Annotated in this window: 27 protein-coding genes; all 27 read left to right on the top strand. The window is 46.9% G+C overall.

Annotated elements, in window-relative coordinates; translation table 11 throughout:
* Positions 1-6: 6 nt before the first annotated feature.
* The 27 genes from fliJ to B4V02_RS15190 all read left to right on the top strand — a co-directional run bounded on the left by fliJ (position 7) and on the right by B4V02_RS15190 (position 24,177).
* Entirely contained in the window at positions 7-450 is a 444-nt protein-coding gene (gene fliJ / locus B4V02_RS15320; protein WP_007430025.1) for a flagellar export protein FliJ, read from the top strand.
* 47 nt (positions 451-497) lie between these two features.
* Positions 498-1,484, top strand: a complete 987-nt coding sequence (locus B4V02_RS15315) for a MotE family protein (protein ID WP_094155458.1) — start codon at positions 498-500, stop codon at positions 1,482-1,484.
* A gap of 26 nt (positions 1,485-1,510) precedes the next feature.
* Positions 1,511-2,968 (top strand): flagellar hook-length control protein FliK, encoded by a 1,458-nt coding sequence (locus B4V02_RS15310; RefSeq protein WP_094155457.1) that lies wholly within the window; start codon positions 1,511-1,513, stop codon positions 2,966-2,968.
* 19 nt (positions 2,969-2,987) lie between these two features.
* The gene (locus tag B4V02_RS15305) at positions 2,988-3,521 is read left to right on the top strand and encodes a flagellar hook capping FlgD N-terminal domain-containing protein (RefSeq protein WP_007430028.1); all 534 of its coding nucleotides are present in this window, start codon (positions 2,988-2,990) and stop codon (positions 3,519-3,521) included.
* Positions 3,518-3,898, top strand: a complete 381-nt coding sequence (locus B4V02_RS15300; RefSeq protein WP_094155456.1) for a TIGR02530 family flagellar biosynthesis protein — start codon at positions 3,518-3,520, stop codon at positions 3,896-3,898. Before B4V02_RS15305 ends, B4V02_RS15300 begins: the two co-directional genes overlap by 4 nt.
* Before the next feature lie 104 nt (positions 3,899-4,002).
* Entirely contained in the window at positions 4,003-4,812 is an 810-nt protein-coding gene (flgG, locus tag B4V02_RS15295; RefSeq protein WP_007430030.1) for a flagellar basal body rod protein FlgG, read from the top strand.
* A gap of 60 nt (positions 4,813-4,872) precedes the next feature.
* On the top strand, positions 4,873-5,097 hold the full coding sequence (locus B4V02_RS15290; protein ID WP_007430031.1) for a flagellar FlbD family protein: 225 nt from the start codon (positions 4,873-4,875) through the stop codon (positions 5,095-5,097).
* Positions 5,094-5,567 (top strand): flagellar basal body-associated FliL family protein, encoded by a 474-nt coding sequence (locus tag B4V02_RS15285; protein WP_094155455.1) that lies wholly within the window; start codon positions 5,094-5,096, stop codon positions 5,565-5,567. The genes B4V02_RS15290 and B4V02_RS15285 overlap by 4 nt, the downstream gene beginning before the upstream one ends.
* Positions 5,568-5,610: 43 nt before the next feature.
* Positions 5,611-6,609 (top strand): flagellar motor switch protein FliM, encoded by a 999-nt coding sequence (gene fliM, locus B4V02_RS15280; protein WP_007430033.1) that lies wholly within the window; start codon positions 5,611-5,613, stop codon positions 6,607-6,609.
* On the top strand, positions 6,599-7,885 hold the full coding sequence (gene fliY / locus B4V02_RS15275) for a flagellar motor switch phosphatase FliY (protein WP_094155454.1): 1,287 nt from the start codon (positions 6,599-6,601) through the stop codon (positions 7,883-7,885). The genes fliM and fliY overlap by 11 nt, the downstream gene beginning before the upstream one ends.
* Before the next feature lie 29 nt (positions 7,886-7,914).
* On the top strand, positions 7,915-8,280 hold the full coding sequence (locus B4V02_RS15270) for a response regulator (protein WP_007430035.1): 366 nt from the start codon (positions 7,915-7,917) through the stop codon (positions 8,278-8,280).
* Positions 8,281-8,292: 12 nt separating this feature from the next.
* On the top strand, positions 8,293-8,826 hold the full coding sequence (locus tag B4V02_RS15265) for a flagellar biosynthetic protein FliO (protein WP_094155453.1): 534 nt from the start codon (positions 8,293-8,295) through the stop codon (positions 8,824-8,826).
* Positions 8,823-9,578, top strand: coding sequence for a flagellar type III secretion system pore protein FliP (gene fliP / locus B4V02_RS15260; RefSeq protein WP_007430037.1), 756 nt, complete (start codon positions 8,823-8,825; stop codon positions 9,576-9,578). The genes B4V02_RS15265 and fliP overlap by 4 nt, the downstream gene beginning before the upstream one ends.
* Positions 9,579-9,615: 37 nt before the next feature.
* A complete protein-coding gene (gene fliQ, locus B4V02_RS15255; protein ID WP_007430038.1) occupies positions 9,616-9,885 on the top strand; it encodes a flagellar biosynthesis protein FliQ in 270 nt (89 codons plus the stop codon).
* A gap of 10 nt (positions 9,886-9,895) precedes the next feature.
* On the top strand, positions 9,896-10,681 hold the full coding sequence (gene fliR / locus B4V02_RS15250) for a flagellar biosynthetic protein FliR (RefSeq protein WP_043890949.1): 786 nt from the start codon (positions 9,896-9,898) through the stop codon (positions 10,679-10,681).
* Positions 10,681-11,793: a flagellar biosynthesis protein FlhB gene (gene flhB / locus B4V02_RS15245; protein ID WP_007430040.1), complete on the top strand. Its 1,113-nt coding sequence runs from the start codon at positions 10,681-10,683 to the stop codon at positions 11,791-11,793. Before fliR ends, flhB begins: the two co-directional genes overlap by 1 nt.
* A 23-nt stretch (positions 11,794-11,816) precedes the next feature.
* Positions 11,817-13,850: a flagellar biosynthesis protein FlhA gene (flhA, locus tag B4V02_RS15240; RefSeq protein WP_094155452.1), complete on the top strand. Its 2,034-nt coding sequence runs from the start codon at positions 11,817-11,819 to the stop codon at positions 13,848-13,850.
* Positions 13,847-15,277 carry a flagellar biosynthesis GTPase FlhF gene (gene flhF, locus B4V02_RS15235; protein WP_094155451.1) on the top strand — a complete coding sequence of 477 codons (1,431 nt, stop codon included), beginning with the start codon at positions 13,847-13,849 and terminating at the stop codon, positions 15,275-15,277. Before flhA ends, flhF begins: the two co-directional genes overlap by 4 nt.
* Positions 15,274-16,161: a MinD/ParA family protein gene (locus B4V02_RS15230; RefSeq protein WP_094155450.1), complete on the top strand. Its 888-nt coding sequence runs from the start codon at positions 15,274-15,276 to the stop codon at positions 16,159-16,161. The genes flhF and B4V02_RS15230 overlap by 4 nt, the downstream gene beginning before the upstream one ends.
* A gap of 30 nt (positions 16,162-16,191) precedes the next feature.
* Positions 16,192-17,733: a chemotaxis protein CheB gene (locus B4V02_RS15225; protein ID WP_094155449.1), complete on the top strand. Its 1,542-nt coding sequence runs from the start codon at positions 16,192-16,194 to the stop codon at positions 17,731-17,733.
* 33 nt (positions 17,734-17,766) lie between these two features.
* Positions 17,767-19,860, top strand: a complete 2,094-nt coding sequence (locus tag B4V02_RS15220) for a chemotaxis protein CheA (protein ID WP_007430045.1) — start codon at positions 17,767-17,769, stop codon at positions 19,858-19,860.
* Positions 19,861-19,922: 62 nt separating this feature from the next.
* Positions 19,923-20,384 (top strand): chemotaxis protein CheW, encoded by a 462-nt coding sequence (locus tag B4V02_RS15215; RefSeq protein WP_007430046.1) that lies wholly within the window; start codon positions 19,923-19,925, stop codon positions 20,382-20,384.
* Positions 20,385-20,387: 3 nt separating this feature from the next.
* Entirely contained in the window at positions 20,388-21,014 is a 627-nt protein-coding gene (locus B4V02_RS15210; RefSeq protein ID WP_007430047.1) for a chemotaxis protein CheC, read from the top strand.
* Entirely contained in the window at positions 21,007-21,504 is a 498-nt protein-coding gene (locus tag B4V02_RS15205) for a chemotaxis protein CheD (protein WP_007430048.1), read from the top strand. The genes B4V02_RS15210 and B4V02_RS15205 overlap by 8 nt, the downstream gene beginning before the upstream one ends.
* Positions 21,505-21,506: 2 nt before the next feature.
* Positions 21,507-21,920 (top strand): hypothetical protein, encoded by a 414-nt coding sequence (locus B4V02_RS15200; RefSeq protein ID WP_094155448.1) that lies wholly within the window; start codon positions 21,507-21,509, stop codon positions 21,918-21,920.
* A gap of 14 nt (positions 21,921-21,934) precedes the next feature.
* On the top strand, positions 21,935-22,723 hold the full coding sequence (locus B4V02_RS15195; RefSeq protein WP_007430050.1) for a FliA/WhiG family RNA polymerase sigma factor: 789 nt from the start codon (positions 21,935-21,937) through the stop codon (positions 22,721-22,723).
* Between the two features lie 44 nt (positions 22,724-22,767).
* Positions 22,768-24,177: a flagellar assembly protein A gene (locus tag B4V02_RS15190; RefSeq protein ID WP_094155447.1), complete on the top strand. Its 1,410-nt coding sequence runs from the start codon at positions 22,768-22,770 to the stop codon at positions 24,175-24,177.
* Positions 24,178-24,241 lie beyond the last annotated feature (64 nt).

The following is a 24,241-nucleotide window of genomic DNA, read 5'->3' as shown; positions in this document are numbered from 1 at the left end:
TGAACGATGAGATTTCAGTATTCCTTTCAGAAAGTTGTAGACTTGAAAACGAACGAAAAGTCACAGGCCGAATGGTTGCTTTCCAGTGCTGTTGGACAATTGCAGGCTGAAGAGCAGACGTTGTTACAGCTTGTAGGCGAAAGGAATCGGGTCATATCAGCCATTCAAAAGGCTGCCGAGGATTGCGCGCCACTCTCTACTATTCAGGAATTACAAGCTTATGTTAATCATCTGGACCAATGTATTACACGCAAGCATAAAGACGTTCAATATGCGCAGCAAAATGTGCAAAGCAAACAAACCGTTTTGACCGATAAAATGCTGGATGAACAGGTTTGGCTGAAAGCGAGAGAGAAGGCCAACGTGAAATTCCAACAGGAAATGCTCCTGCGCGAGCAGAACGAGCTGGATGAAATGGCTTCCGTGCGATTTGCCATGAAAGCCCGGTAAGCGGAAAGTCACAGGATAAGCATATCAGCTGCCTGAGGAGGAAGACGATGGCACAGAAGTTAGCAGATAATGAACTGGATATGGATTTAGAAAAAGAATCAGGCGGGGGATTTGAACGGTTTATGTTTTTCCTGATTCCGATTGTTTTCACAATCGTTCTGGTCGGGGTCCTGCTTACACTGTTCAATATGGATTTCAGAAGCGAAATGATTTCATTGGGGAACAAAATTCCAATTGTGAAAAATTGGCTTCCTGAATCAAAAGATAAGGCTGCTCAGACGAAAGAGGCAGATCAGAAGGCCCAGTCTGAAAGTTCTGAAGCAACCATACAGCAGTTAAAGACAGATTTGGCCAAACAGACGGAGGAGCTTAAAAAGGCTTCCGCTGCCAAAACGGCCCAGGATAAAAAGGTTACAGAACTGCAGAATCAAGTCAATTCGCTGCAAATGCAACAGACACAGGCCGGTCAGCAGGGACAGACAGGCACGCAAGCCGCAGGTGCTACTGCTAGCGGAACAGCGAATGAAGATCCATATGTAAAGCAGGCGAAGGATCTCGCTTCCATGTATGAAGGAATGACAGCAAGCAAGGCGGCACCGATCATGGAAAACCTGACTACGGAAGAAACTGTACAACTGTTAAGCTACATGGACCCTGCAAACAGTGCGAAAATCCTGCAAAAGATGGATGCCAAAAAGGCAGCCGATATTACCATGGCTCTGAAAAATATTACACCATCCACGGATTTGTCAGTAGCTGCGTTGCAGTCCCGTCTGAAAAAGGATCAAAGCAGTACAGCGGGATCGACGAGTAAAAGCTTGCAAAACACTCAAATCAGCAGCACATTTGCTTCCATGGACAAGAAAAGCGGTGCTGAACTTATTTTACAAACTTATAAAATCAGTCCGGACAAGGCGTTAAACATATTAAATACAGTAGATGATTCAACACGTGCTTCTTTACTGCAAAATATGTCTGCCAAGGATGCAGGACAGACCGCAAAAATTTTGAACAAGCTGATGGGCAGCAAGTAATGTACATGAAAGGAGGTGAAAAATAAATGACCCTTATTTCTCAAAGTGTATCTCTTGGTTCCAGTCAGACAGCGGGTAGCACGACGTCAGCATCAACAACGAATACAGCAGCAGCTGGAGCAGCAAACGGTGCGTTTAATCAAACACTTACGCAAATGATGACAGGCGGGCAAACGGGCTCAGCCGGGGCAGATGCTAACGGTTCTCCATTAGTTATGGTACTTCCACTTATTGCAGCTGGAGAATCTCTGGAAGCTCCATCCGAGCCGCTTGTCGAAACATTGGCTCCTTTGCTGCAAAATCTTGAGCAGCTGGATGATCAGGTAGCTTCTGATCCTGCTTTGCTTGCAGCTCTGCAATCATGGATTCAGCAAGTTCAACAGTTTTTGCAAGGCGGCGGAGCTAACCAACAGACAGATGGTGGAGAAACGACAGAGGCAACAGGCTTAACGGCTTTGGCAGCTAATCCGGCTACTCTTCGATTTGCATTGCAGGACGCTTTGTCACAGCTTGCTAATGTAGCAGAGCAGGCTTCAGGAGAACAAAAGTCCCAGGTGACACAGCTGCTACAATCGCTTCAAAGCGTGACAGCTGGTACGGGAACTATTTCCGATGAGCAGTGGAATGGTGTGATGAAAGCTGTGGAACTCGCTGATGCTGGAGATTCACAAGCTGCTCAGCCTTCTGCAAATCGTGCTAATGGTACTCAGACATTGACAGTAGCTTCTACTGACAAACAGGTTGTTGCTCCTGAGCAGCAAGCGAGTCAAGGTGGAACGAGTCAACAAGGCTCAGAAGGACAACGTTCATCCACTAATCTGCATGTTCAATCTGCAGTTAAAGCGACTGCAACGGATGAATCTAGTACATTCGTAGATGCAACTGAGCAAGCAGACCCGGCAGTAACTGACAATCAGACTCCAGTGATCACGACTGCAGGACAGCTTTCGGTACAGACGCAAGGAACAGCACCTTCGGCTCCGGCCCAACCTGTTGTGCATGTACGACAATTTGCCAAGGAAATGACTGAATTTGTAGTGCAGAAGCTTGATATTGTAAAGCATTCCGGTTTAACGGAAGCTACGATCATGCTTCGTCCGGAACATCTGGGTCAGCTGGAAGTTAAGCTGACGATGCAGAATGGTCATCTGGTCGCCCAATTCATGACAGAGCATAGCGGAGCGAAAGATTTGCTGGAACAGCAAATGTCGCAGCTGCGTACCAGCCTGCAAAGCCAGGGCATTCAGGTTGATAAGGTGGAAGTAACACATAATGAATCACTTTCCTCCCATATGTATCAGGATGGCCGCGGCTCCGGTGCTAATCAACAACAGCAATCCAACCAGCGTTCCAAAGCTCAAAGTAGAGAAGAGAACGAGGATGCTTTGAAGGTAGCCGAAATGGCAGAAGAGCTGCGCAACTGGACAGCAGAACAACGCGCAGATGATGTGAATCGGACAGGTTCCTTTACAGCACAAGCGTAATGATGGAGGTGAGAACACTATGACGACTACAGACAACAATGTATCCACCAGTAACGTCTGGCCGAATTACAATGTGAATAATGTCAAAACAGCAAGTGCCAAGGATACCAAAACGATGGGTAAGGATCAATTTTTGAAAATTTTGATCACCCAGCTGCAAAATCAGGACCCGATGCAGCCTTTGGAGGATAAAGAATTTATCGCTCAAATGGCCCAGTTTTCTTCGGTGGAGCAACTGATGAACATTTCTACGCAGTTGACTGCATTGGGACAGTCTTTGGGCACAGCTTCCGGATTGATAGGGAAGGAAGTTAGCTGGATTGAGGCAGGTAAAAAAGATCCCCTGACGGGTGAAACAGCCGCAGGTACGACGAAAAGCGGAATCGTAGATTCTATCGTTATTCGCGACGGTGTGCAGTATGCCAAAATGGGATCGTCCGAGGTAGCATTAAAAGATGTTACATCGGTAGGCCAGCCTAACTCAACAGCTCCTGCAACAGCAACGTCAGATACTACACCTTCTTCCTCTACTGGAAGCGGTGAGAACTCATGAATGACAGAATAACGGTTGGACGCCTTTTTCCCGCCAATGTTCCTCCGGCAGCGATTCCGCAAAACCGGACTAATCCAGTGCCGAAGAATGCCAAACCATTCGATCAGGTACTGCAGGAACAGGTTGTCAAGCTGAGCAATCATGCGGCCAAGCGGCTGGAGCAGCGAGGAATAGAGTTGAGAAGCGATCAGATGGAAAAGATTAACTCCGCTGTCGATAAGGCGGCTGCCAAAGGTGCCAAGGAATCATTGATTTTAATGCAGGATATGGCTTTGATTGTAAGTGTGCCTAATCGGACAGTAGTTACAGCAATGGACAAGCAGTCCATGGAGGATAACGTATTTACGCAAATAGACAGTGCCGTAATTATTTCATAAAAATGGTATACGAAGTGGCTGGCCCGAACAGGAAAGCCATGAAAAAGCCGCGGATCGACTGATGCGGTTAACGAAGCAACCAAACAGAGGAGGATTTACACTCAATGTTGAGATCAATGTATTCAGGTGTATCGGGCATGAAGGGCTTTCAAACAAAGCTGGACGTTATCGGTAACAACATTGCCAACGTAAACACAACAGGTTTCAAATCCAGCCGGGTCATGTTCAAGGATATTTTGAGCCAAACAAGTTCGGGGGCAAGCGCACCGGATGGTACGACAACTGCAGGTCTAAATGCCAAGCAGGTTGGTCTAGGGGTATCCGTCAGCTCGATTGACACACTGCATCTTCCAGGTAGCGCAATGACCACCAATAATCCGACAGATTTGCGGATTAACGGCGACGGATTTTTCTTGGTGAAAATGAATGACGCACAAGAGGTCCCTTATCTGACCCGTGCGGGTGATTTTCACGTAGACGCGAACCGAAATCTGGTTACCTCTGATGGATTTTTCGTAGTAGATACAGGCGGAACTCCAATCACACTTGCAGACAACGTTACTGCGTTCTCTGTCTCGCAGGACGGTACGATTGTACAGCAATTGGATGATGGTACGACTGATAACGGTACTCAAATTGGTGTGGCTAGAGTTACTAACCCGGAAGGTTTGGAGAAAATCGGCGGGAGCTTGTACCGTACTACTGTAAACTCCAACATTGATGCAATTGAGCCGGGTGCAGCAAATGCTAATGGTCTGGGAGCTATCATTGCGGGCCAACTGGAGATGTCCAACGTTGATCTGACTGGTGAGTTTACCGAAATGATCGTGGCTCAGCGTGGGTTCCAAGCGAACTCGCGTATCATTACGACCTCGGATGAAGTGCTTCAGGAAGTTGTAAACTTGAAACGATAATCTCATTTAAACGCGGAGGAGTAGAGTCTCCTCCGCACCTATCAGGAGGTTGGTGTTACGATGATCCCGTTGACGCGGCTGAACGGCTCGCCTATGTGGCTTAATGCGCTGCTCATTGAGACTGTGGAGGAAACACCGGATACATACGTCACTTTGGTGACGGGGAAACGGTTGATTGTATTGGAAAAAGCGGCAGATGTCGTCTCCTTGATCAAGGATTACAGCCGTGAAATCGGCATCCATGCCGCCACGATAAAAGTGCAACAAATGGAGGAAGACGAATGAAGAAGATGCTGCCATGGCTCATTACAATTTTACTCGCGATTACTTTGATTGCAGGCGCGGCCTTTGTACTTATACCAGCGCTTAGCGGGAAGAAGTCGGAAGTCACTCCGAATGTGCAAGCCACCCAAGCAGAACAGCTTCCAAGATTGTCAGCAGATGAACTGGTGGAAGTGAGTTCTGAAATTACCGGTATCAAAACGAATTTAGCGGACGCCGATTACATTGTACAGATGAATCTTTCTTTCCAATTGAACGATGCCAAAGCAAAAGAAGCTTTTGAAAAAATCAAAGACATTAGTATTAAGCCTATTGTTATTCAATTACTTGCAGACACCAAGCCTGATGAGCTCAGAACGGCTAAAGGCCGTAGCCAATTCAGTGACAAGCTGACGGATCTCATCAACAAGTCGCTCCCTGAAGGTCACCTGGGGAACGCCAAAATTACAGACTTTTTACTGGCAGCCATATGATTCCAGGTGAACTTGTCAGGAACACGTAAGGGGGTGAATAACATTGGTGGATGTACTGTCACAAGGGGAAATTGATGCCCTTTTAGCAGCTCTTTCGTCCGGTGAAATGGATGCGGAAGAACTTAAAAAGGAAGATACCCAAAAGAAAGTTCGCGCTTATGATTTCAAAAGGGCGCTTCGTTTTTCCAAGGATCATATTCGGAGTCTGACGCGGATACACGAAAATTTTGCTCGGTATCTGACCACTTATTTTTCAGCTCAGCTTCGTACATTTGTCCAAATTAATGTCGTTCAGGTGGAGCAGCTTCCTTATGATGAATTCATTCGCTCCATTCCGAAAATGACCATTCTGAACATTTTTGAAGCTGAACCGTTGGAAGGCCGAATGGTGCTTGAGGTTCACCCGAATGTAGCTTATGCCATGCTGGACAGGCTTCTCGGAGGAACAGGCTCAGCGCCGCCCAAGGTTAGCGCGTTGACGGAAATCGAGACGACAATCATGGAGCGGATCTTCAGTCGTACCTTTGACAGCCTGCAAGAGGCTTGGAAAACGGTATTGGACATTGAACCGCGTCTGGAGGCGATGGAAACCAATCCGCAGTTTATGCAGATTGTTTCGCCGAATGAAACGATTGCTCTGATTTCGCTCAGTACCAAAATTGGTGATACCACGGGGATGATTAACCTCTGTATCCCGCACGTGGTATTAGAGCCCATTATGGCTAGACTGTCCACGCACCAGTGGTTTACATCCCAAAAGAAATCAAGGGCGCCTGAAGAGATTGACGCCTTGAGATTACGGGTCACCAAGGCAGAGCTTCCTATTGTTGCCGAGCTAGGTGAGTCCCGGATAAATGTGGCTGAGTTTCTAGGCCTTTCGGTTGGGGATGTCATTTCATTGAACAAACCTGTCAAGGAAGGACTGTCCATCCGGATAGGCGAGAAATTGAAGTTTATGGGAAGTCCCGGCATGGTGAGAGATCGTGTTGCCGTACAAATTGACGAAGTTGTCAACGAAGGAGTTGAAGAAATTGACGAGTAAAGACTATTTGTCCCAGGAGGAAATTGATGCCTTGCTGAAACAGTCTGAAGCGGGGACGGATTCTACTCCCGCAGGCAAGACCGTTGACGATTTTCTGACTTCTCTGGAGCAGGATGCTCTCGGGGAAATCGGTAATATAACGTTCGGCAGCGCAGCGACGGCTCTTTCCACACTGCTGGGTCAGAAGGTGGACATTACGACACCAAAGGTTTCAATTATTACCCGTTCTGAATTTGAAACGGCATTTCCAAAGCCGCACGTAGCAGTACATGTGAATTACGTCGATGGATTTGAAGGTATTAACTCGCTCGTAATCAAAAAGCGCGATGCGCAGGTTATTGCGGACTTAATGCTTGGTGGTGAAGGAAATCCGGCAGATGAAGAATTAAATGAAATTCATATCAGCGCTGTGCAGGAAGCGATGAACCAGATGATGGGCTCGTCGGCAACCTCGATGTCTACCATGTTTAACCGTTTTGTGAATATCTCTCCACCGGGGATTGATATTTTAGACCCGATGCACGGAGATGGAGTATCCAGCTTGCCAGATGAAGAGACGCTTGTCACAGTATCCTTCCGTCTATTGATCGGTGAACTCATTGACTCTACATTGATGCAGCTGTTACCTGTAAACTTCGCCAAAAGGATGGTAAGCATCCTGATGAATGGCGGAGAGGACGAAGAGCAGCCGCAAACCTCAGCACAGCAGACAGCTGCAACAGCGGCTCCGGAAGTGCCGCAACAAGCCAAGGCTCCGCAGCAGCCGCCTGTAGCCGCTCAGGCGCCACAGAATGCAGGCCACGGACAGCAGCCGCCAGCATATCCTCAAGACCCGGGATATGGACAGCCAGCAGCTTCAGGCTATGGAGCACCGGGTTATGGAATGTCGGCTGGTGTACCGCCGCAAGCTCCTTATGGGACACCTCATCACTACGGTGCAGTACCGGGACGTAATGTAAATGTGCAGCCTGTACAATTTTCTAACCTACAGTCTGGTGCATTTGCGCAAGTCGATGAAAACAATTTAAATTTATTGATGGACATTCCCCTTAGAGTCACCGTAGAATTAGGAAGGACCCAAAAGCAAATTAAAGATATTCTGGAGCTCTCACAAGGTTCAATTATTGAACTGGACAAACTTGCCGGGGAGCCGGTCGACATCCTAGTTAACAACAAATTGATTGCTAAGGGCGAGGTTGTCGTGATCGACGAGAACTTTGGCGTGCGTGTAACAGATATTGTAAGCCAATGGGACCGTATTCAAAAATTACAATAATAGCATAATTTAGGGAGGATTTATTTCAGATGGCAAACCGTATTTTGATCGTGGACGATGCTGCATTTATGAGAATGATGATTCGGGACATCCTGTCCAAAAATGGATTTGAAGTAGTAGGAGAGGCCCAGGACGGATCACAGGCGATTGAAAAATTCAAGGAGCTTCGTCCGGACCTGATTACGATGGATATTACGATGCCCGAAATGGACGGCATTGCCGCTCTGAAGGAAATCAAACAAATTGACGCCAACGCAAAGGTTATTATGTGTTCTGCGATGGGACAGCAAGCCATGGTTATTGATGCCATTCAAGCTGGTGCAAAAGATTTTATCGTTAAGCCTTTCCAATCGGATCGGGTTATCGAAGCCATTAACAAAACACTGGGTATCTAAGGCGCACCCGGTATGGATACAAAACAGGGTGCCTCTGACGCATTGAGTACATCCAGCAATATAGGCAACATCGCCTGGGTCCTTTTTGTGCTAATCTTGATCATCGTACTGATCGTGTACTTGATACGGTTTTTGAGTAAAAGAAATCAGAGCTGGTTCAGCAACCGCTCCGTTCGCATACTGGGAGGCGTGGGGCTGGGCCCCAATAAATCCCTTCAGCTTGTTGAAGTTGGTAGCAGTGTGTACCTCATTGGTGTAGGAGAAGATATCCGGCTTGTTGACAAAGTATCCGATCCTGAAGAAGTGGAGCAAATTTTGGCCGCACTGGAGCAGGAAGCTTCTCTGCAGCGCGGCCCAATTGCCCCGCTGTTCGCTAAAATCGCGGACAAGCTTCGTCGGAACAACGCGGTACAGCAGCAGCCTGAAGAAGAAACGTCGTTTCACGAGATGTTTGAAGCCAAGCTTCGGCAGATGCCAAATCGCAAGGATAAACTTGAAAAGCTGCGCAATGAGGAGAATACTACAGATCGGTCGGGAGATTCATGAGAAAAAAGATTATACTAGCATGTTTGCTGCTTGTCTTGTTCAGCTTCATTTCGGTGACGGCGGCCTCTGCAGAACCGATTCCGAACATTGATATTCAAGTCGGCAATTCGGACAAAGGACAGCCCGGTGCCACCTCGCTGTCTATTATTTTACTTATAACGGTCATTAGTGTAGCGCCGGCGTTGCTCATGCTTATGACAAGTTTTACGCGAATTGTGATTGTGCTCGGATTTGTGCGAACCTCGCTGGGGACACAGCAGATGCCGCCCAATCAGGTGCTTGTCGGACTGGCTTTGTTTCTCACTTTATTCATTATGGCCCCGACGTTCTCGGCTATGAACGAAACTGCGCTTCAGCCATATCTGAAGGGGGATATAACACAGTCCCAGGCGCTGGACAAGGCATCGGTACCGATCAAGACTTTTATGTTCTCTCATACGCGTGAGAAGGATCTACTGCTCTTTATGAAGTACACCAAGATGGAAAAACCAAAAAATTATCAGGAAATTCCATTAACAGTGATGGTCCCGGCTTATGCAATCAGTGAGTTGAAAACGGCATTTCAGATGGGTTTTATGATTTTCATACCATTTTTAGTCATAGACATTGTGGTGTCGAGTACACTCATGGCTATGGGGATGATGATGCTGCCGCCTGTAATGATTTCACTTCCTTTTAAGATACTGCTTTTTGTGCTTGTAGATGGCTGGTATTTGGTCGTCAAATCATTGCTTCTGAGTTTTAACACATGAATATTTCCTGCAAGGACAGCAATCAAGGAGGACGGCAATGACTTCGGAGTTTATTATTTCCCTGGCTGGACAAGCGGTGTACATTGTACTCAAGGTGAGCGCTCCGATGCTGATTTTGGGGCTAGTCGTGGGTTTGATTATCAGCATTTTTCAGGCGACAACCCAAATTCAGGAGCAGACACTGGCCTTTGTTCCGAAGATTGTCGCCGTATTGCTGGCGTTGCTTTTGTTCGGACCTTGGATATTGACCACTTTAGTGGACTTTACGTATAACATTCTGGACAATTTGTACAAATATATAGGTTAGGCTGAAAGCTATGAACATGGTGTTACAGAGTTTTCCTGTTTTTCTGCTGATTTTTTGTCGGATTGCCTCGTTTTTTGTAGTAGCACCTATCTTTTCAACCCGAGGAGTACCTAATATCTATAAGGTTGGAATTTCAGGATTTCTGGCTTTGGTCGTGTATCTTACCTACGGTACACATCAACAGGTACCAACCGATGTTGTATATGTGCTGTTAGTAGGTCGTGAAGTGCTGATTGGGTTGCTGTTGGGGTTTACTGCATATTTGTTTATGACAGCGATCCAGACCGCCGGTTCATTTATTGATCTACAGGTAGGTTTTGGGATGGCCAGCGTGTTCGATCCCATGACAGGCGCTTCAACGCCTTTAACAGGGAATTTCAAGTTTGCCATAGCTGTGTTGTTCTTTTTAAGTATCAATGGGCACCATCACCTGCTGAATGCAATCTTATATAGCTATGATTGGGTACCGCTGACAAATGATTTTTTTGTGAAACTGTATGGCGGCAGTGTAACTGAATTCCTGGTACGCACCTTTGCGGAATCCTTTTTGCTGGCCTTCCAAATTGCTGCTCCCATTGTAGTGGCTACTTTTCTGACGGATGTGGGCCTTGGCTTTTTAGCAAAAACAGCGCCTCAGTTTAACATTTTTGTCATTGGTGTACCGCTTAAAATTATTGTGGGATTGTTCATGTTGCTGCTTCTCATGCCAAGTTTTGCTTTTATATTCGAAAAATTGTTTTCTGTGATGTTCGAATCCATGCGCAACTTATTGGATATTATGGGCACCCGCCCTTAATGTCTGGTCTGGAGGAACGTAGTTTGTCATTTAAATATGCTATGAACCTGCAGTTGTTCTCAGGGGAAAAAACGGAAAAAGCTACACCCAAAAAGAAACAGGATGCAAGACAAAAAGGGCAGGTTGCCAAAAGCATGGAGTTGCCCGCCTCCGGTGTTTTGCTGGCTACGTTTTTTTGCCTTATGATGTTCGGCGGGTATTTTAAGGATCATGCGGTTCGCTTGTTTCGGGATATATTTATGAATCGCCTCAATATGGAGGTAACACCAAACACAACGCTGCTGATGATGGGTGAGTATGGCGTGCAAATCATCATTATGCTGGCTCCTATTTTTATTGGGGCTATTGTCATCGGGATAGCGGCGAATTACATGCAGATCGGTTTTTTATTAACCGGAGAGGGCATTACGCCCAAGTTTAGCAAGATTGATCCGATTAAAGGATTCAAAAATATTTTTTCTATGAGGTCATTGGTCGAATTCCTGAAATCAGTTTTAAAGATGACCGTGATTGGTTATCTGGTGTACAGCGTACTTTGGAAAACAAAGGCAGACCTACCCAAACTGGCTGAAATGTCCGGTGATCAAATGTTGAGCTTCACGGCTTCATTAACGATGGAACTGGGGCTTAAAATTGGCGTGGTGCTGTTCATTTTAGCGGTATTGGATTATATGTACCAACGCTATGAACATGAGAAAAACCTGAGAATGTCCAAACAGGACATCAAGGATGAGTACAAGAAAATGGAGGGTGACCCGCTGATCAAAGGGAAAATCCGCGAACGGCAGCGCCGTATGGCCATGCAGCGTATGATGCAGGAAGTTCCTAATGCAGATGTCATCATCACCAACCCTACGCACTTTGCTGTGGCTTTGAAATATGACGGTTCGGAGATGGAAGCCCCTCAGATTATTGCGAAAGGGCAAGATTACGTAGCACTCCGAATTAAGGAAATTGCCAAGCAAAACGGCGTTATAACGATGGAAAACAAGCCGCTGGCGCGGGCGCTGTTTCAAAGAGCCGAAATCGGGGATGCGATACCAGCTGACCTGTTTCAGGCCGTTGCCGAAGTGCTGGCGTATGTATATAAATTAAAAGGTAAAGTGAAATAAAGGGATCGGAGGCCTAGAGACCCATGAAAATGAAAGAAATAACTGTCCTTGCAGGCGTCATCGGCATCGTTCTAATGATGATTCTCCCGATCCCTTCATGGCTGCTTGATATTTTACTCGTCATCAATATATCTATTGCTTTGATGATTCTACTTGTTTCTATGAACACGAAGGAAGCTTTACAATTCTCTATTTTTCCTTCATTGCTGCTTATCACCACATTGTTCCGTTTGGCGCTTAACATTTCCACGACCAAACTCATTTTAGGTGAGGGACATGCAGGGGAAGTCGTGGCTACATTTGGTAGCTGGATTGCAGGCGGACAAATTGCGGTCGGTTTTGTGGTCTTCCTGATTCTCGTGGTCGTACAGTTTATCGTTATCACCAAGGGCTCTGAGCGGGTTGCTGAGGTGGGCGCACGCTTTACATTGGATGCGATGCCGGGTAAACAAATGAGTATTGATGCTGACCTCAATGCGGGTCTGATCAACGAGCAGCAAGCCCGTGAGCGGCGCAGCAAAATCGAACGTGAAGCGGATTTTTACGGAGCGATGGATGGTGCGAGTAAATTCGTTAAAGGTGATGCCATCGCCAGTATTATCATTTTGATTATTAACCTGGTTGGCGGTTTTATCATTGGTATGGCCGTTCAAGGAAAGGGATTTGCAGAGGCACTGTCGACTTATTCTGTTCTCACCATCGGTGATGGACTGGTTAGCCAGATTCCTGCACTGCTCATATCCACAGCGTCAGGTTTGATTGTTACGCGAGCTACATCGGATGGAAACCTGGCAGAGGACTTGACAGGACAGCTTTTCTCTTATCCAAAATTGATCTACATTGTGGCTGTCACGATTGCATTATTGGGCTTTTTCACGCCAATCCATATCATTACAACTCTCCCGCTGGCCGTTCTGCTATTTTTCGCGGCCCGCAGGATGCAGGGCAATATGGAACGCAAGCAGATAGCCGATGAACAGCTGGAAGAGGAACAACAAATTGAAGAGGTACGTAGTCCGGAAAGTGTCATTAATTTGCTTCAGGTTGATCCGATTGAGTTTGAGTTCGGGTACGGGCTGATTCCACTGGCCGATACACAGCAGGGTGGGGATTTGCTGGATCGGATTATCATGATTCGCCGTCAATGCGCCTTGGAGCTGGGTTTGGTTGTACCGGTCATTCGTATACGGGATAACATTCAGCTCAAGCCTAACGAATATGTAATTAAAATTAAAGGCAATACGGTAGGTGGCGGAGAACTGCTGTTGAATCATTATCTGGCTATGAGCCCGGGATACGACGACGATTCCATTACAGGGATCGAAACGACAGAACCGGCCTTCGGATTGCCTGCGCTCTGGATTGATGAGAACACCAAGGATGTTGCGGAACTATCAGGCTATACCGTAGTTGATCCACCTTCAGTCGTAGCTACTCACTTGACGGAAACGATCAAGAAACATGCTCATGAGTTGCTTGGCAGACAGGAAACACGTTCGTTGGTCGACAATCTCAAGGAAAATTATCCAGTGCTGGTGGACGACCTTATTCCTTCCGTGCTGGCAATTGGAGATGTACAAAAAGTATTGGCCAAGCTGTTGAAGGAAAAAATTTCAATACGGGATATGGTTACTATTTTCGAGACACTGGCTGATTACGGTACTTACACAAAAGATCCCGATGTGCTGACTGAATATGTACGTCAGGCGTTGTCCCGTCAGATTACCCAGCAGTTTGCTCAGCAAGGCGAGACGTTGCGTGTCATTACCGTAGGACCGGGACTGGAGAAGAAAATTGCTGAAAGTGTGCAACAGTCGGAGCAAGGAAGCTATTTGGCCCTTGATCCGGTGTCAACGCAAACCGTGTACCAGAAGATGATGGAGCAAATCAATCGTCTCATTCAATCCGGACAGCAGCCGATCGTATTAACGTCACCGACGATTCGTATGTATTTGCGGCAAGTGATGGAACGGACAATGCAGGATGTCCCGGTGCTGTCGTATAGTGAACTGGAGCCGAACGTTGAAATTCAAAGTGTCGGGGTGGTGAACTTATGAGAGTGAAACGATATGTGGTGGATACCATGCCGGAAGCCATGCTGCAAATCAGGGGTGACTTAGGAACGGATGCCGTCATTTTAAGCACGAAGGAAATCAAGGCCGGCGGTTTTATGGGGATGTTCAGTAAAAAGAAAATCGAAGTGGTCGCTGCAGTAGAGGAGAAGCAACCTCAAAAGCCTCAGCGGATTGGAACCCCACGACAACAGTCTTTTCCTATAGCAAAGGAACCTGAACAGCCGGAGGTGCCATCGGCGCCTGTAGTTCCCAGACAAGCCGCTCCAGAAGCTTACCGGCGTGTAACGCAGATGACGGGCGGTTCCAGAGAGGGAATGGCTGATTTAACAGCCGGCTCGGAACAAACGGCATCAGCCTCGGAGCATTCATCTGCAGGGTCTGATCATAGTCCGGAAACAATAGCTCAACTCCTGACGAATGAAGCCTTATTTTCGAACATGGAAACGTCCAGTGAACTATTGAAGCAACCAATGGAACCAAGGGTTCCAGACAAGAGCGGCGCAGCGGAAAATAAGGCTCTGCTCAATGAATTACGGGAAATGAAAGCTATGATGACTCGCTTTTCCCGCAACTCCTCGCTGGAAAGTACTTGGCCGGAGCCATTGCAAGAGATTTGTGAACGATTGTTGGAACAGGAAGTGGAGCGTGATCTGCTGGAGTATTGGCTCGAACGAGTATATGAGCGACGTAGTGAGCACCTTTTTGCTCCAGAGTCTTTTGATTGGGAACAAGCCCTTCGTGAAGAAGTAGCCGAATTTATTCGGACAAGACTGGACAAAGGCATCTCAAAAGATACCAAAATTGTGTATGTGGCAGGCCCAACGGGGGTAGGGAAAACGACGACCATTGCCAAGCTGGCAGCAGAGCAGTTGTTTAAGCATCAACGCAAGGTTGGATTTATTACTTCTGATACGTATCGTATTTCGGCCGTTGAGCAACTGCGTACATATGCTACGATTTTGAATGTACCGCTTGAGGTTGTGCAATCTCCCGGGGATGTTCACAGAGCCATTCAGCGTCTGGAGCATTGTGACCTGATCCTCATGGATACTGCGGGACGAAACTATCGGAATGAGCTGCTGGTTTCCGAATTGCAAAGCCTGCTTTCACCTATTAAGGAAAGTGAGACGTATCTGGTGCTCAGCATGACGTCCAAAAGCAAGGATATGCTCAATATCACCGGCCATTTCAGTAAGTTCGGCCTTGGCAAGGTTGTATTTACGAAGATGGATGAGACGGGAAGCTGCGGAGGAATGTTTAATCTATTGCATCATTTTCCGATGCAACTAGCCTATATCACTAACGGACAAAATGTTCCTGATGATCTTCTTCATCCAGATACAGAAATGGTGACAAGCATGCTGCTCGGAGCCAAAGCATTATCAGGAGATAGCGGAGATTTGATATGAGCGACCAAGCCCAATCACTTAGACAGATGGCTTCAGCCTTGGATAAATTCCGATTGCCCCCACGTGATCGCCAGGCGAAAATTGTAACGGTCACCAGTGGTAAAGGCGGGGTAGGCAAATCCAATTTCACGCTCAACTTTGCTTTGGCCCTGCAATCCCTTGGTCGAAGGGTACTTGTATTTGACGCTGATATTGGTATGGCCAACATTGATGTGTTGATGGGGGCCAACTCACAATACAATCTTCTTCACCTGCTAAAACGTGAAAAATCAATGGATGAAATTATTCAAACGGGTGTAGGTGGTCTGCCTTATATTGCCGGAGGATCGGGCTTGAGCGAGCTGTTTGCGCTATCAGATGATGATCTGAATTATTTTGCCGATGAAGTAGAAAAAATGGCAGCAAATATGGATTATATTTTGTTTGACACCGGTGCGGGTTTGTCCAAGGAAAACCTTAAATTCATCACTTCAGCTGACGAATGTATAGTTGTAACCACACCGGAACCGACGTCCTTAACAGATGCTTATGCGCTAATCAAGGTCGTGAGCGGCTTGCAAAAGGATACGGTATTCAAAATTATAGTCAATCGTGCCGATAACGATAATGAGGCCCGTCAAGTTGCCGATAAGATTGCACTTGTTGCAAGACGTTTTTTGGAGATCGATATCCCGTTGCTTGGACATATCAGTGATGATACACATGTCATACAGGCAGTCAAAAGGCAAGTACCTTTCTGGGTTGCCTTTCCGGGATGTGCGGCCTCCAGAGATGTATTGAATCTGGCTCACCGTTTTGCAGCAATGCCGCAGGCTCCGCAATCTAGCACATTGAGCGGAATTAAAGGTTTTATGCAAAAATGGCTGCGACGTTCTGTACATTGATTTTGATGAGAGGAAACAGAGGTGTTTAACATGTGTGCTTACCGGGTGCTGGTTGTAGATGATTCGGCCTTTATGCGCAAAATTATTTCAGATTTAATTGTAAGGGATGAGTCGTTCACCATCGTAGGTACAGCTGCCAACGGCAAAGAGGCTGTAGAGAAGGTAAAGGAGTTACAGCCGGATCTGGTTACTCTGGATGTCGAAATGCCTGAAATGAATGGGCTTGAAGCATTGCCACTGATTATGGCAGCCCATCCGTTGCCTGTCATTATGTTGTCTGGCATTAATGAGCAGGGCATGAAGGAGACCATCATGGCTCTGGAGGCAGGAGCTTTCGATTTTATAAGAAAGCCATCCATATCTCATGCGCAAGACATTGGGCAGGTGAGCAAGGCGCTGCTGGAGCAGATGCATACCGCTATGCAAGCAGTGCGCAGCCGTATGGAGCGGAAGGAAGCGAATGAGCGCAAAGCAGCACTGGAGCAAGAAAATAAAACGCCACTGGAAAACCCTCCAGAGGGACAGGCTGTGACAGAGAAACGAGTGGAAGCACCAACAGAGAAGACCCGTATTACTCCTCCAGTTTCTCCACCTGCTATATCGGCGCAGCCGAAGCGAGTTGCTGGCAAACCCGTCCAGGCTGCTGCCAAGCCAGAAACAAAACGGAAGCAGTCAGAAACATCTGTGACTGGTGAGCGCAAAGGTCAATCCTCGGCTCAGCCGAGCAAGCCAGCGAAAGCACCTGCTGCGCAGCCGAAGCAGGAACCGTCCAATGGTACGGAACGAAAGAATAGGAAACTGGATATTTCCGGTACGGCTGCTGCCAAATCGCTGCAGGGGACGGACAAGGCAGGACTGGTTAAGCCGGAGCAGCGGAAGACCGTAACTTCATCGGCTTCTTCCACTCCTTCAACGGCTACGCCTTCGGTAACGGCACCTGCAATTCCGACTCCACCTAAGGGGCTGTCTTTTAAAAAAGGTGTGCATACATCCAACTTTCGCAAGCTGGTAGCGGTCGGATGCTCTACAGGTGGCCCGCGGGCGCTGAAGACGTTGCTGGAGCGCATTCCTGGGGATTTTCCTGCCCCCATCGTCATCGTTCAACATATGCCTCCTAACTTTACTCGCTCGCTGGCACAACGTCTGAACACGTTGAGCCCTCTCCGAGTAGTGGAGGCAGAGCAGGGAATGACGCTGGAGACCGGTACCGCCTACATCGCTCCAGGAGGATATCAGTTAAGAATTGTGCCAGGAGCGGGCGGTAAATACACCGTTTCACTGAAGACGGAAGAAGCTCGTAATGGTCACCGTCCTTCTGTAGATACGATGTTCGAATCCTTGCTCCCGTTAACCTCGCTGGAACGGCATCTAGTGTTGTTGACTGGCATGGGAAGCGACGGAGCTAAAATGATGAAAAAGCTTTATGATGCTGGGGTACAGTCCACATTTGCTGAAAATGAAGAAACTTGTGTCGTGTACGGAATGCCCCGCTCAGCAGTAGAGTTAAAATGTGTGCGTCACCTTCTGCCTATGCAGGAGATCGCCCCCAAGCTTGTACAAGTTGTGAAATAATCGGAGTGTAACTCATGGAGGAGGTGTCTCACAATGGACATGAACCAATATTTAAACATGTTTATTGATGAGTCGAATGATCATCTGCAATCTCTTAACGAAAATATGCTTCAACTGGAAAGCAACCCTACAGATCTAGGCATCGTTCAGGTGATTTTCCGTTCTGCCCATACCCTCAAAGGAATGGCCGCTACGATGGGGTTTGAAGATCTGGCATCGCTCACTCACCAAATGGAAAACGTTCTTGATCTGGTACGCAACAACAAGCTGGCGATGCATGAATTTATATTCGATACCTTGTTCAAGGGATTGGATGCTCTGGAGTCCATGGTGCAGAACATTACAGAGGGCGGCGATGGAAAAGCGGATGTTTCCTCCATTGTAGCTTCACTGCAATCCATTGTGAGCGGTGATTTCCAAAAGTCCGGTACGGGTGCTGTTTCTGTGGATTCTCCAGCCCAAAAAGTGGAACGTAGCGATAGTGCTGGGCTTGTTCTGGATCAATTTCAGTATTCTGTACTGGAGCAATCTATTTCCGAGGGGCATCGTGTTCACTATATTCAAGTGACAATCAGCTCAGATAGCCAGCTGAAGGCGGCACGTGCTTTTATGGTATTTAACACGCTGGAAAACTCCGGTGAAATCGTGAAAGCTTATCCGTCCGTACAGGATATTGAGCAGGAGAAATTTGAACAAAGCTTCTCGTTATATTACATAACGCAGAAAGAAGTCGGGGAGCTGGAAAAGGAAATCGCGAGTATTTCCGAAATCGAAACTGTCTCCGTAGTACAGCTGGATCAGGAATCTCTTAAACAAATGAGCGAAGTTACTGCCGGAGTGGCAGAGGCTGCTGCGGTGCAGGAGGCTGTTGCCGTACAACAATCCGCTCCATCCCAGCCGCAGTCTCCAGCTGCGGCCTCTGTTGCTAAGCCAGCTGCAGCTAAAGCACCAGCAGCCAAGGCAGCTGCACCTACACATAACCGTACTATTCGTGTCGATATTGAACGTCTGGACGTACTGATGAATTTATTCAGCGAGCTGCTCATTGATCGGGTACGGTTGGAGCAGCTGGCAAGTGAAGCTTCCAATCCGGCATTGACAGAAACGGTAGAGCACATGAGTCGTGTGAGCAGCGATTTGCAAAACGTTGTGCTTAAATTGCGGATGGTTCCGGTCGATACTGTTTTCAACCGTTTTCCACGCATGGTACGCGATCTGGCCAAATCACTTGATAAAAAACTGGATCTGGTTATTACTGGTGCAGAAACTGAAATGGATCGCACCGTTATCGACGAAATTGGCGATCCTCTGGTGCATTTGCTCCGTAACTCCGTGGATCATGGAATTGAGTCAGTAGCCGACCGTATTGCCGCTGGCAAACCAGAGACAGGAACGGTGCAATTGCGTGCCTTCCATAGCGGAAACAACGTATTTATCGAGATCGAGGATGACGGGAACGGCATTAATCGTGAGAAGGTACTGAACAGCGCTATTTCCAAAGGGATTTTGACAGAAGAGCAGGCAGCCGTCATGACCGACGAGGAAGCCTATCAGGTACTGTTTGCTCCAGGCTTTAGTACAGCGGCGGTTATTTCCGACGTCTCAGGACGAGGTGTTGGTCTGGATGTTGTTAAATCCAAAATTACGGCTTTGGGTGGCAATGTTACCGTTCACTCTACCTTGGGGAAAGGCACCAACTTCTCTGTACAATTGCCACTGACCTTGTCCATTATTGCAGCGATGATGATACAGATTGGCTCTGAAAAATATGCAATTCCTTTGTCATCCATTGTGGAGACCGCGATCGTCAAACGGACACAAATTCGTTCGGTACATGGCAATAAAATGATCGCTTTCCGCGATTCCCATATCCCGCTTATCTCCTTGAGTCAGCTGTTTGAGGTACCGGACTTCAATGAAGATGAGGAAGAAGAGACTGAGGTCGTGGTAATCCGCAAGGGAGACCGTCTGGCAGCACTTTCTGTGCAGGACTTTTTGGGGCAAAGTGAAATTGTCCTTAAAAATTTGGGCAAGTACCTTCCAAACATTCAAGGAATTTCAGGCGCCACGATTTTGGGTGACGGTCAGGTTGCTTTGATCATTGACCCGAATGTTTTCATTAAATAATGTCTTCATTAAAAATGAAAGAAATGTGAGATTGCTGACATCAATAAGGAGGGTTTTTAGACATGGGAGAAGAAATTAAAGTTATCGTATTTAAGCTTGGTGAAGAGGAATACGGTGTCGAAGTAGAAAAAGTCCAATCTATTGAACGCATGGTGCCGATTACACGGGTTCCGAGAACATACGATTTTGTTAAAGGCGTATTCAACATGAGAGGCGTAGTCATCCCAGTTATTGATCTTCGTGGCCGCTTTGGATTGCCTGAAGCTGAATATACGGATCAAACCCGTATCATTATCGTTGCAGTAGGTGAGATGCAAGTCGGCTTTATCGTTGATTCGGCGAATGACGTTATCGACCTGAATACCGACAACATCGAGACACCACCAGAAGTGATTGGCGGAGTCAAGGCTAAATACCTGCGTGGAGTTGCTAAAATCGGTGAAGAACGTCTGTTGATCATGCTGAACTTGTCCGAAGTTCTGAATCGAAGTGAAATGAACCAACTGGAAGGTTTAGAGGACTAATATATGGAGAATCTTAGGAATCTCGAAGACTTCAAGTTGGATGTTTTGAAAGAGGTTGGCAACATTGGTTCGGGGAACGCTGCTACAGCGCTCTCCCGGCTTCTCAATAAACCGATTGATATGGGTGTGCCCAAAGTACAGATGCTGCCCTTTGAGGAAATTGCCGATAAAGTCGGTGGAGATGAGCAACTTGTTGTTGCCGTGTTTTTTAGGGTCGAAGGGGAAGCGCCAGGTAATCTATTTTTTATATTGCAGCCTCAGGCGGCCAAAAGTCTGCTGTCCCGTCTGGCGAACATTCCTTCAGATGACGAAGACAGCTTTAACGAAATGGAGCATTCAGCCCTCTCCGAGATTGGAAATATTTTAGCGGGCTCATACCTGTCCTCGCTGGCGGATTTCACACGTTTGTCTATGTATCCGACAGTCCCTGCGCTGGCATTGGATATGGCGGGAGCAATTCTCAGCTACGGGCTGCTCCAATTTGGGCAAATGGGGGATGCGGCTTTATTGATTGACACATCGTTTCTGGAAGGTCAGAATCAGATTGAGGGTCAATTTTTCCTTATTCCTGATCCAGAATCGTTCGGGAAAATTTTTAGGTCGTTAGGAGTCCCGATGAACGATGATTGAGGAGAAAAGCATCATTAAAGTCGGCATGGCAGACTTAAATGTAACCAGCAATCCGAATTCGATTCGCACGACAGGACTTGGCTCCTGCGTCGGATTGACCCTCTACGACCCTCATTTGAAACTGGCAGGCATGGCACACGTGATGCTACCGTCCTCGGATATTGCACGTGAAGGGCAATTGAACATTGCCAAATACGCGGATACAGCACTGCCGGAGCTATTTGAGCGGATGCTGAAATTGGGAGCCGAACGCCGCAGACTGATTGCCAAAATGGCAGGCGGAGCGCAGATGTTCGCCTTTGCCGGTAGTGGAGATACCATGCGGATTGGTCCGCGCAACGTAGAATCATGTAAGGAAATGCTCGTAGATCTTGGTATTCCTTTAATTGCGGAGGATACTGGCGGTAATTATGGACGAACGATTGAGTTGGACTGTGAAACCGGCGTTTTGAACATTCGAAGCGTACAAAAAGGTGTAAAGGAATTATAATTATGTTATTTGGCAGCTTACGCATTAATCTTTGGTCTGGAGTAGTCGGATTTTTTCTGACTTTTGTGTTGTCCGTTGGCAGCAATCTGCTGACCACGAGCTTAATTCGTGGCTTGATCGCCTTCGTTTTTTGGTTCCTACTTGCATTTGTGCTGCGCTGGACACTTGGTGTTGTAGCGCGGCCAGATCTGGGGAATGCCCAAAGCCGGGCAAGCTCTCAGGTAGATGGCGTAGGTGAGAATCTGGACCTGATGACACCAGACGAAAATGAAAATCTGAATGAATTGCTAAAGCCGAAGCCAGAGCAGACGGACGGGGGAGATCATGGTTTCGCACCTTTAAACCCGCCTAAGCTGGTTTCCAACAAGAACCCTGAAGAATTGGCCAAGGCCGTTCGTCACCTGACAGACAAATAAGGAGGGTGAAGCCGATGAACGAGCGAAAAGCCGCTCATTTAAACCATTCCGAGCTGTGGGAGCAATGGAAAGAACACGGTGACAAGGAAGCAAAAAAGCAGTTAATTGAAAAGTATCTTCATATTGTGGAGTATGTGTCGGGTCGGCTTGCAGTAGGCTTACCTAAAAATGTATCCAAAGACGACTTGGCGAGTAACGGGGTCATGGGCTTGATTGATGCTTTGGAGAAATTTGACTATGGACGTGGTTTACAGTTTGAGACTTATGCTTCTTGGCGTGTTCGTGGAGCGATTTTGGATGGTCTTCGTCAAGGGGATTGGGTTCCTCGTTCAGTTAGGGAAAAAGCGAAAAAAATTGAAGATGCCTACCAGCATTTGGAACAGAGATATTTGCGTACAGTTAGCGATGAAGAGATGAGCCATTATTTGGACGTCTCCGAGAAAGAGTTTCAAAATATGATTCAGGAAGTTGCTGTTATGTCGATCGTCTCACTGGAGGACCCGATCCGCGAAGAAGAGTCGGAAACACGACTTTCCCTTTTGGTGGACGAGAAGGCGAAAAATCCGGATCATAAAGTCAATGAATTTACACTTCGTGATGCCCTTGCACAAGGCATTGACAAATTGACTGAAAAAGAGCGTATCGTTGTTTCTTTATTGTATTACGAGGATTTGTCGCTCAGTGAAATTGCTGAGGTCATGTCGCTCTCTCCTTCGAGAATTTCACAGTTGCATTCCAAGGCAATATTACGCCTGAGAGCGACATTGGACAAACAACGGGATTTGTTAATGCGTAAAGATTAACGTACGGGAGGTTACAGTAACAGTTAAACGGAAGGAGCACCCTTGTGGAGAAGCAATATGCTTTGGACCAGTTTTTAAAAGTGGTTGTCTCACCTGACAAACAAACCGCCTATTTGGAGTTTGCGAAACGTGAAGAAGGCTTTAACTGTTCTGTCGAGGAACTAGAGCGTTTTCTGAGCAGCCAGAAAATATCTTATGGTTTAATTACTGATGCGATCCATACATTTGTGGCACGTCCAGAAGATCATTTCTTCACCAAATTATTGATTGCTCAGGGACAGCAGCCGATCCATGGCAAAGACGGAAAAATTAATCTGGCCGAAATCGTGACCGGAGATTATTCACATAAGCCGCTCGAAACCGCTGACGGCAGGGTGGACTATAAAGAATTAACTCGTTTGCGAAATGTAAAGCGTGGACAGCTGATTGCCGAACGAGTTGAGCCTATGCCGGGTGTACCGGGTATTGCTGTAACTGGGGAGGAGATTCCTTTTCTTCCGGGTAGAGAGGCCCGCTTTAAGATTGGAAAAAATGTAGTGGTTCATCCGGAAGGCATTGCGATGTATGCGGCTATTGATGGATTGGTGACTACAACTGAAAAGGGCAAGCTTAATGTATTCCCTGTATATGAAGTAAACGGAGACGTGGATTATAGTGTTGGTAACATTGATTTTGTTGGAACCGTCGTCATTCGTGGAAATGTATTGACAGGTTTTCGTATTCGGGCTGCTGGCGACATCCGTGTTATCGGTGGTGTGGAAGGTGCTGAACTGGAAGCGGAAGGTTCGGTGGAAATCAGTGGCGGCATTATTGGATACCATAAGGGCTATGTGAAAGCAGCACAAAATGTGAAATGCTCCTTTATACAGGATGGTAACGTCATTGCGGGAGGCGATATTCTCGTATCCCAAAGCATTATGCATTCCCAGATTAAAGCGAGCAAAAATGTGATCTGCGAGGGGACAAAAGGACTCATCGTGGGTGGCAATGTACAAGCAGGTGAAAAGGTAGTGGCGCGTACTATCGGTAACACGATGTCCACAGCTACCATTATCGAAGTGGGCGTGCTTCCAGAACTGCGTAATGAGCTGACAGAGCTGCGCGCACGTTTGAAGCAACAGACAGACAGTCAGGATAAAACCAATAAGGCTCTCACTATATTGGATCAGCTAGCTGCCACTGGACAGCTTGCACCGGAAAGAATGGCCATGCGAATCAAGCTGACATCTACTAAAAAATCTAATGAGCATGAGCTTTTGGAAACCAAGTCCAGGATGCTGGAAATTGAACGAACATTGGAAGATACGAGCCGTGCACGGGTAGAAGTAAAAAATATAATTTACGGCGGCTCTAAAATAGTTATCGGCAGATATACGAAATTTATTAAAGATTCAGTGGAAAGAATGGCGTTTTATTATCATGAGGGAGACATCAGCATGTCCTCTTATGTATAATTTGGTATACGGATTCTAACTTGACATTGTATTCCTCGGAAGACATACACGGATGCTCAATCGG

The organism is Paenibacillus kribbensis (assembly GCF_002240415.1).
Classification (GTDB): domain Bacteria; phylum Bacillota; class Bacilli; order Paenibacillales; family Paenibacillaceae; genus Paenibacillus; species Paenibacillus kribbensis.
The sequence above is the reverse complement of the archived record's forward strand: the minus strand, read 5'-3'. Positions and strand labels throughout refer to the sequence as shown.

What these genes read in the sequence shown, in the direction of transcription:
- B4V02_RS15205 (WP_007430048.1), top strand. Translation starts at nt 21,007, where the DNA reads ATGATTGAGGAGAAAAGCATCATTAAAGTCGGCATGGCAGACTTAAAT.
- flhF (WP_094155451.1), top strand. Translation starts at nt 13,847, where the DNA reads ATGAGAGTGAAACGATATGTGGTGGATACCATGCCGGAAGCCATGCTG.
- flgG (WP_007430030.1), top strand. Translation starts at nt 4,003, where the DNA reads ATGTTGAGATCAATGTATTCAGGTGTATCGGGCATGAAGGGCTTTCAA.
- B4V02_RS15200 (WP_094155448.1), top strand. Translation starts at nt 21,507, where the DNA reads ATGTTATTTGGCAGCTTACGCATTAATCTTTGGTCTGGAGTAGTCGGA.
- B4V02_RS15230 (WP_094155450.1), top strand. Translation starts at nt 15,274, where the DNA reads ATGAGCGACCAAGCCCAATCACTTAGACAGATGGCTTCAGCCTTGGAT.
- B4V02_RS15315 (WP_094155458.1), top strand. Translation starts at nt 498, where the DNA reads ATGGCACAGAAGTTAGCAGATAATGAACTGGATATGGATTTAGAAAAA.
- B4V02_RS15210 (WP_007430047.1), top strand. Translation starts at nt 20,388, where the DNA reads ATGGAGAATCTTAGGAATCTCGAAGACTTCAAGTTGGATGTTTTGAAA.
- B4V02_RS15290 (WP_007430031.1), top strand. Translation starts at nt 4,873, where the DNA reads ATGATCCCGTTGACGCGGCTGAACGGCTCGCCTATGTGGCTTAATGCG.
- B4V02_RS15305 (WP_007430028.1), top strand. Translation starts at nt 2,988, where the DNA reads ATGACGACTACAGACAACAATGTATCCACCAGTAACGTCTGGCCGAAT.
- B4V02_RS15225 (WP_094155449.1), top strand. Translation starts at nt 16,192, where the DNA reads ATGTGTGCTTACCGGGTGCTGGTTGTAGATGATTCGGCCTTTATGCGC.
- B4V02_RS15265 (WP_094155453.1), top strand. Translation starts at nt 8,293, where the DNA reads ATGGATACAAAACAGGGTGCCTCTGACGCATTGAGTACATCCAGCAAT.
- flhB (WP_007430040.1), top strand. Translation starts at nt 10,681, where the DNA reads ATGTCTGGTCTGGAGGAACGTAGTTTGTCATTTAAATATGCTATGAAC.
- fliQ (WP_007430038.1), top strand. Translation starts at nt 9,616, where the DNA reads ATGACTTCGGAGTTTATTATTTCCCTGGCTGGACAAGCGGTGTACATT.
- B4V02_RS15285 (WP_094155455.1), top strand. Translation starts at nt 5,094, where the DNA reads ATGAAGAAGATGCTGCCATGGCTCATTACAATTTTACTCGCGATTACT.
- B4V02_RS15195 (WP_007430050.1), top strand. Translation starts at nt 21,935, where the DNA reads ATGAACGAGCGAAAAGCCGCTCATTTAAACCATTCCGAGCTGTGGGAG.
- B4V02_RS15270 (WP_007430035.1), top strand. Translation starts at nt 7,915, where the DNA reads ATGGCAAACCGTATTTTGATCGTGGACGATGCTGCATTTATGAGAATG.
- fliR (WP_043890949.1), top strand. Translation starts at nt 9,896, where the DNA reads ATGAACATGGTGTTACAGAGTTTTCCTGTTTTTCTGCTGATTTTTTGT.
- fliP (WP_007430037.1), top strand. Translation starts at nt 8,823, where the DNA reads ATGAGAAAAAAGATTATACTAGCATGTTTGCTGCTTGTCTTGTTCAGC.
- flhA (WP_094155452.1), top strand. Translation starts at nt 11,817, where the DNA reads ATGAAAATGAAAGAAATAACTGTCCTTGCAGGCGTCATCGGCATCGTT.
- B4V02_RS15310 (WP_094155457.1), top strand. Translation starts at nt 1,511, where the DNA reads ATGACCCTTATTTCTCAAAGTGTATCTCTTGGTTCCAGTCAGACAGCG.
- B4V02_RS15215 (WP_007430046.1), top strand. Translation starts at nt 19,923, where the DNA reads ATGGGAGAAGAAATTAAAGTTATCGTATTTAAGCTTGGTGAAGAGGAA.
- B4V02_RS15220 (WP_007430045.1), top strand. Translation starts at nt 17,767, where the DNA reads ATGGACATGAACCAATATTTAAACATGTTTATTGATGAGTCGAATGAT.
- fliJ (WP_007430025.1), top strand. Translation starts at nt 7, where the DNA reads ATGAGATTTCAGTATTCCTTTCAGAAAGTTGTAGACTTGAAAACGAAC.
- B4V02_RS15300 (WP_094155456.1), top strand. Translation starts at nt 3,518, where the DNA reads ATGAATGACAGAATAACGGTTGGACGCCTTTTTCCCGCCAATGTTCCT.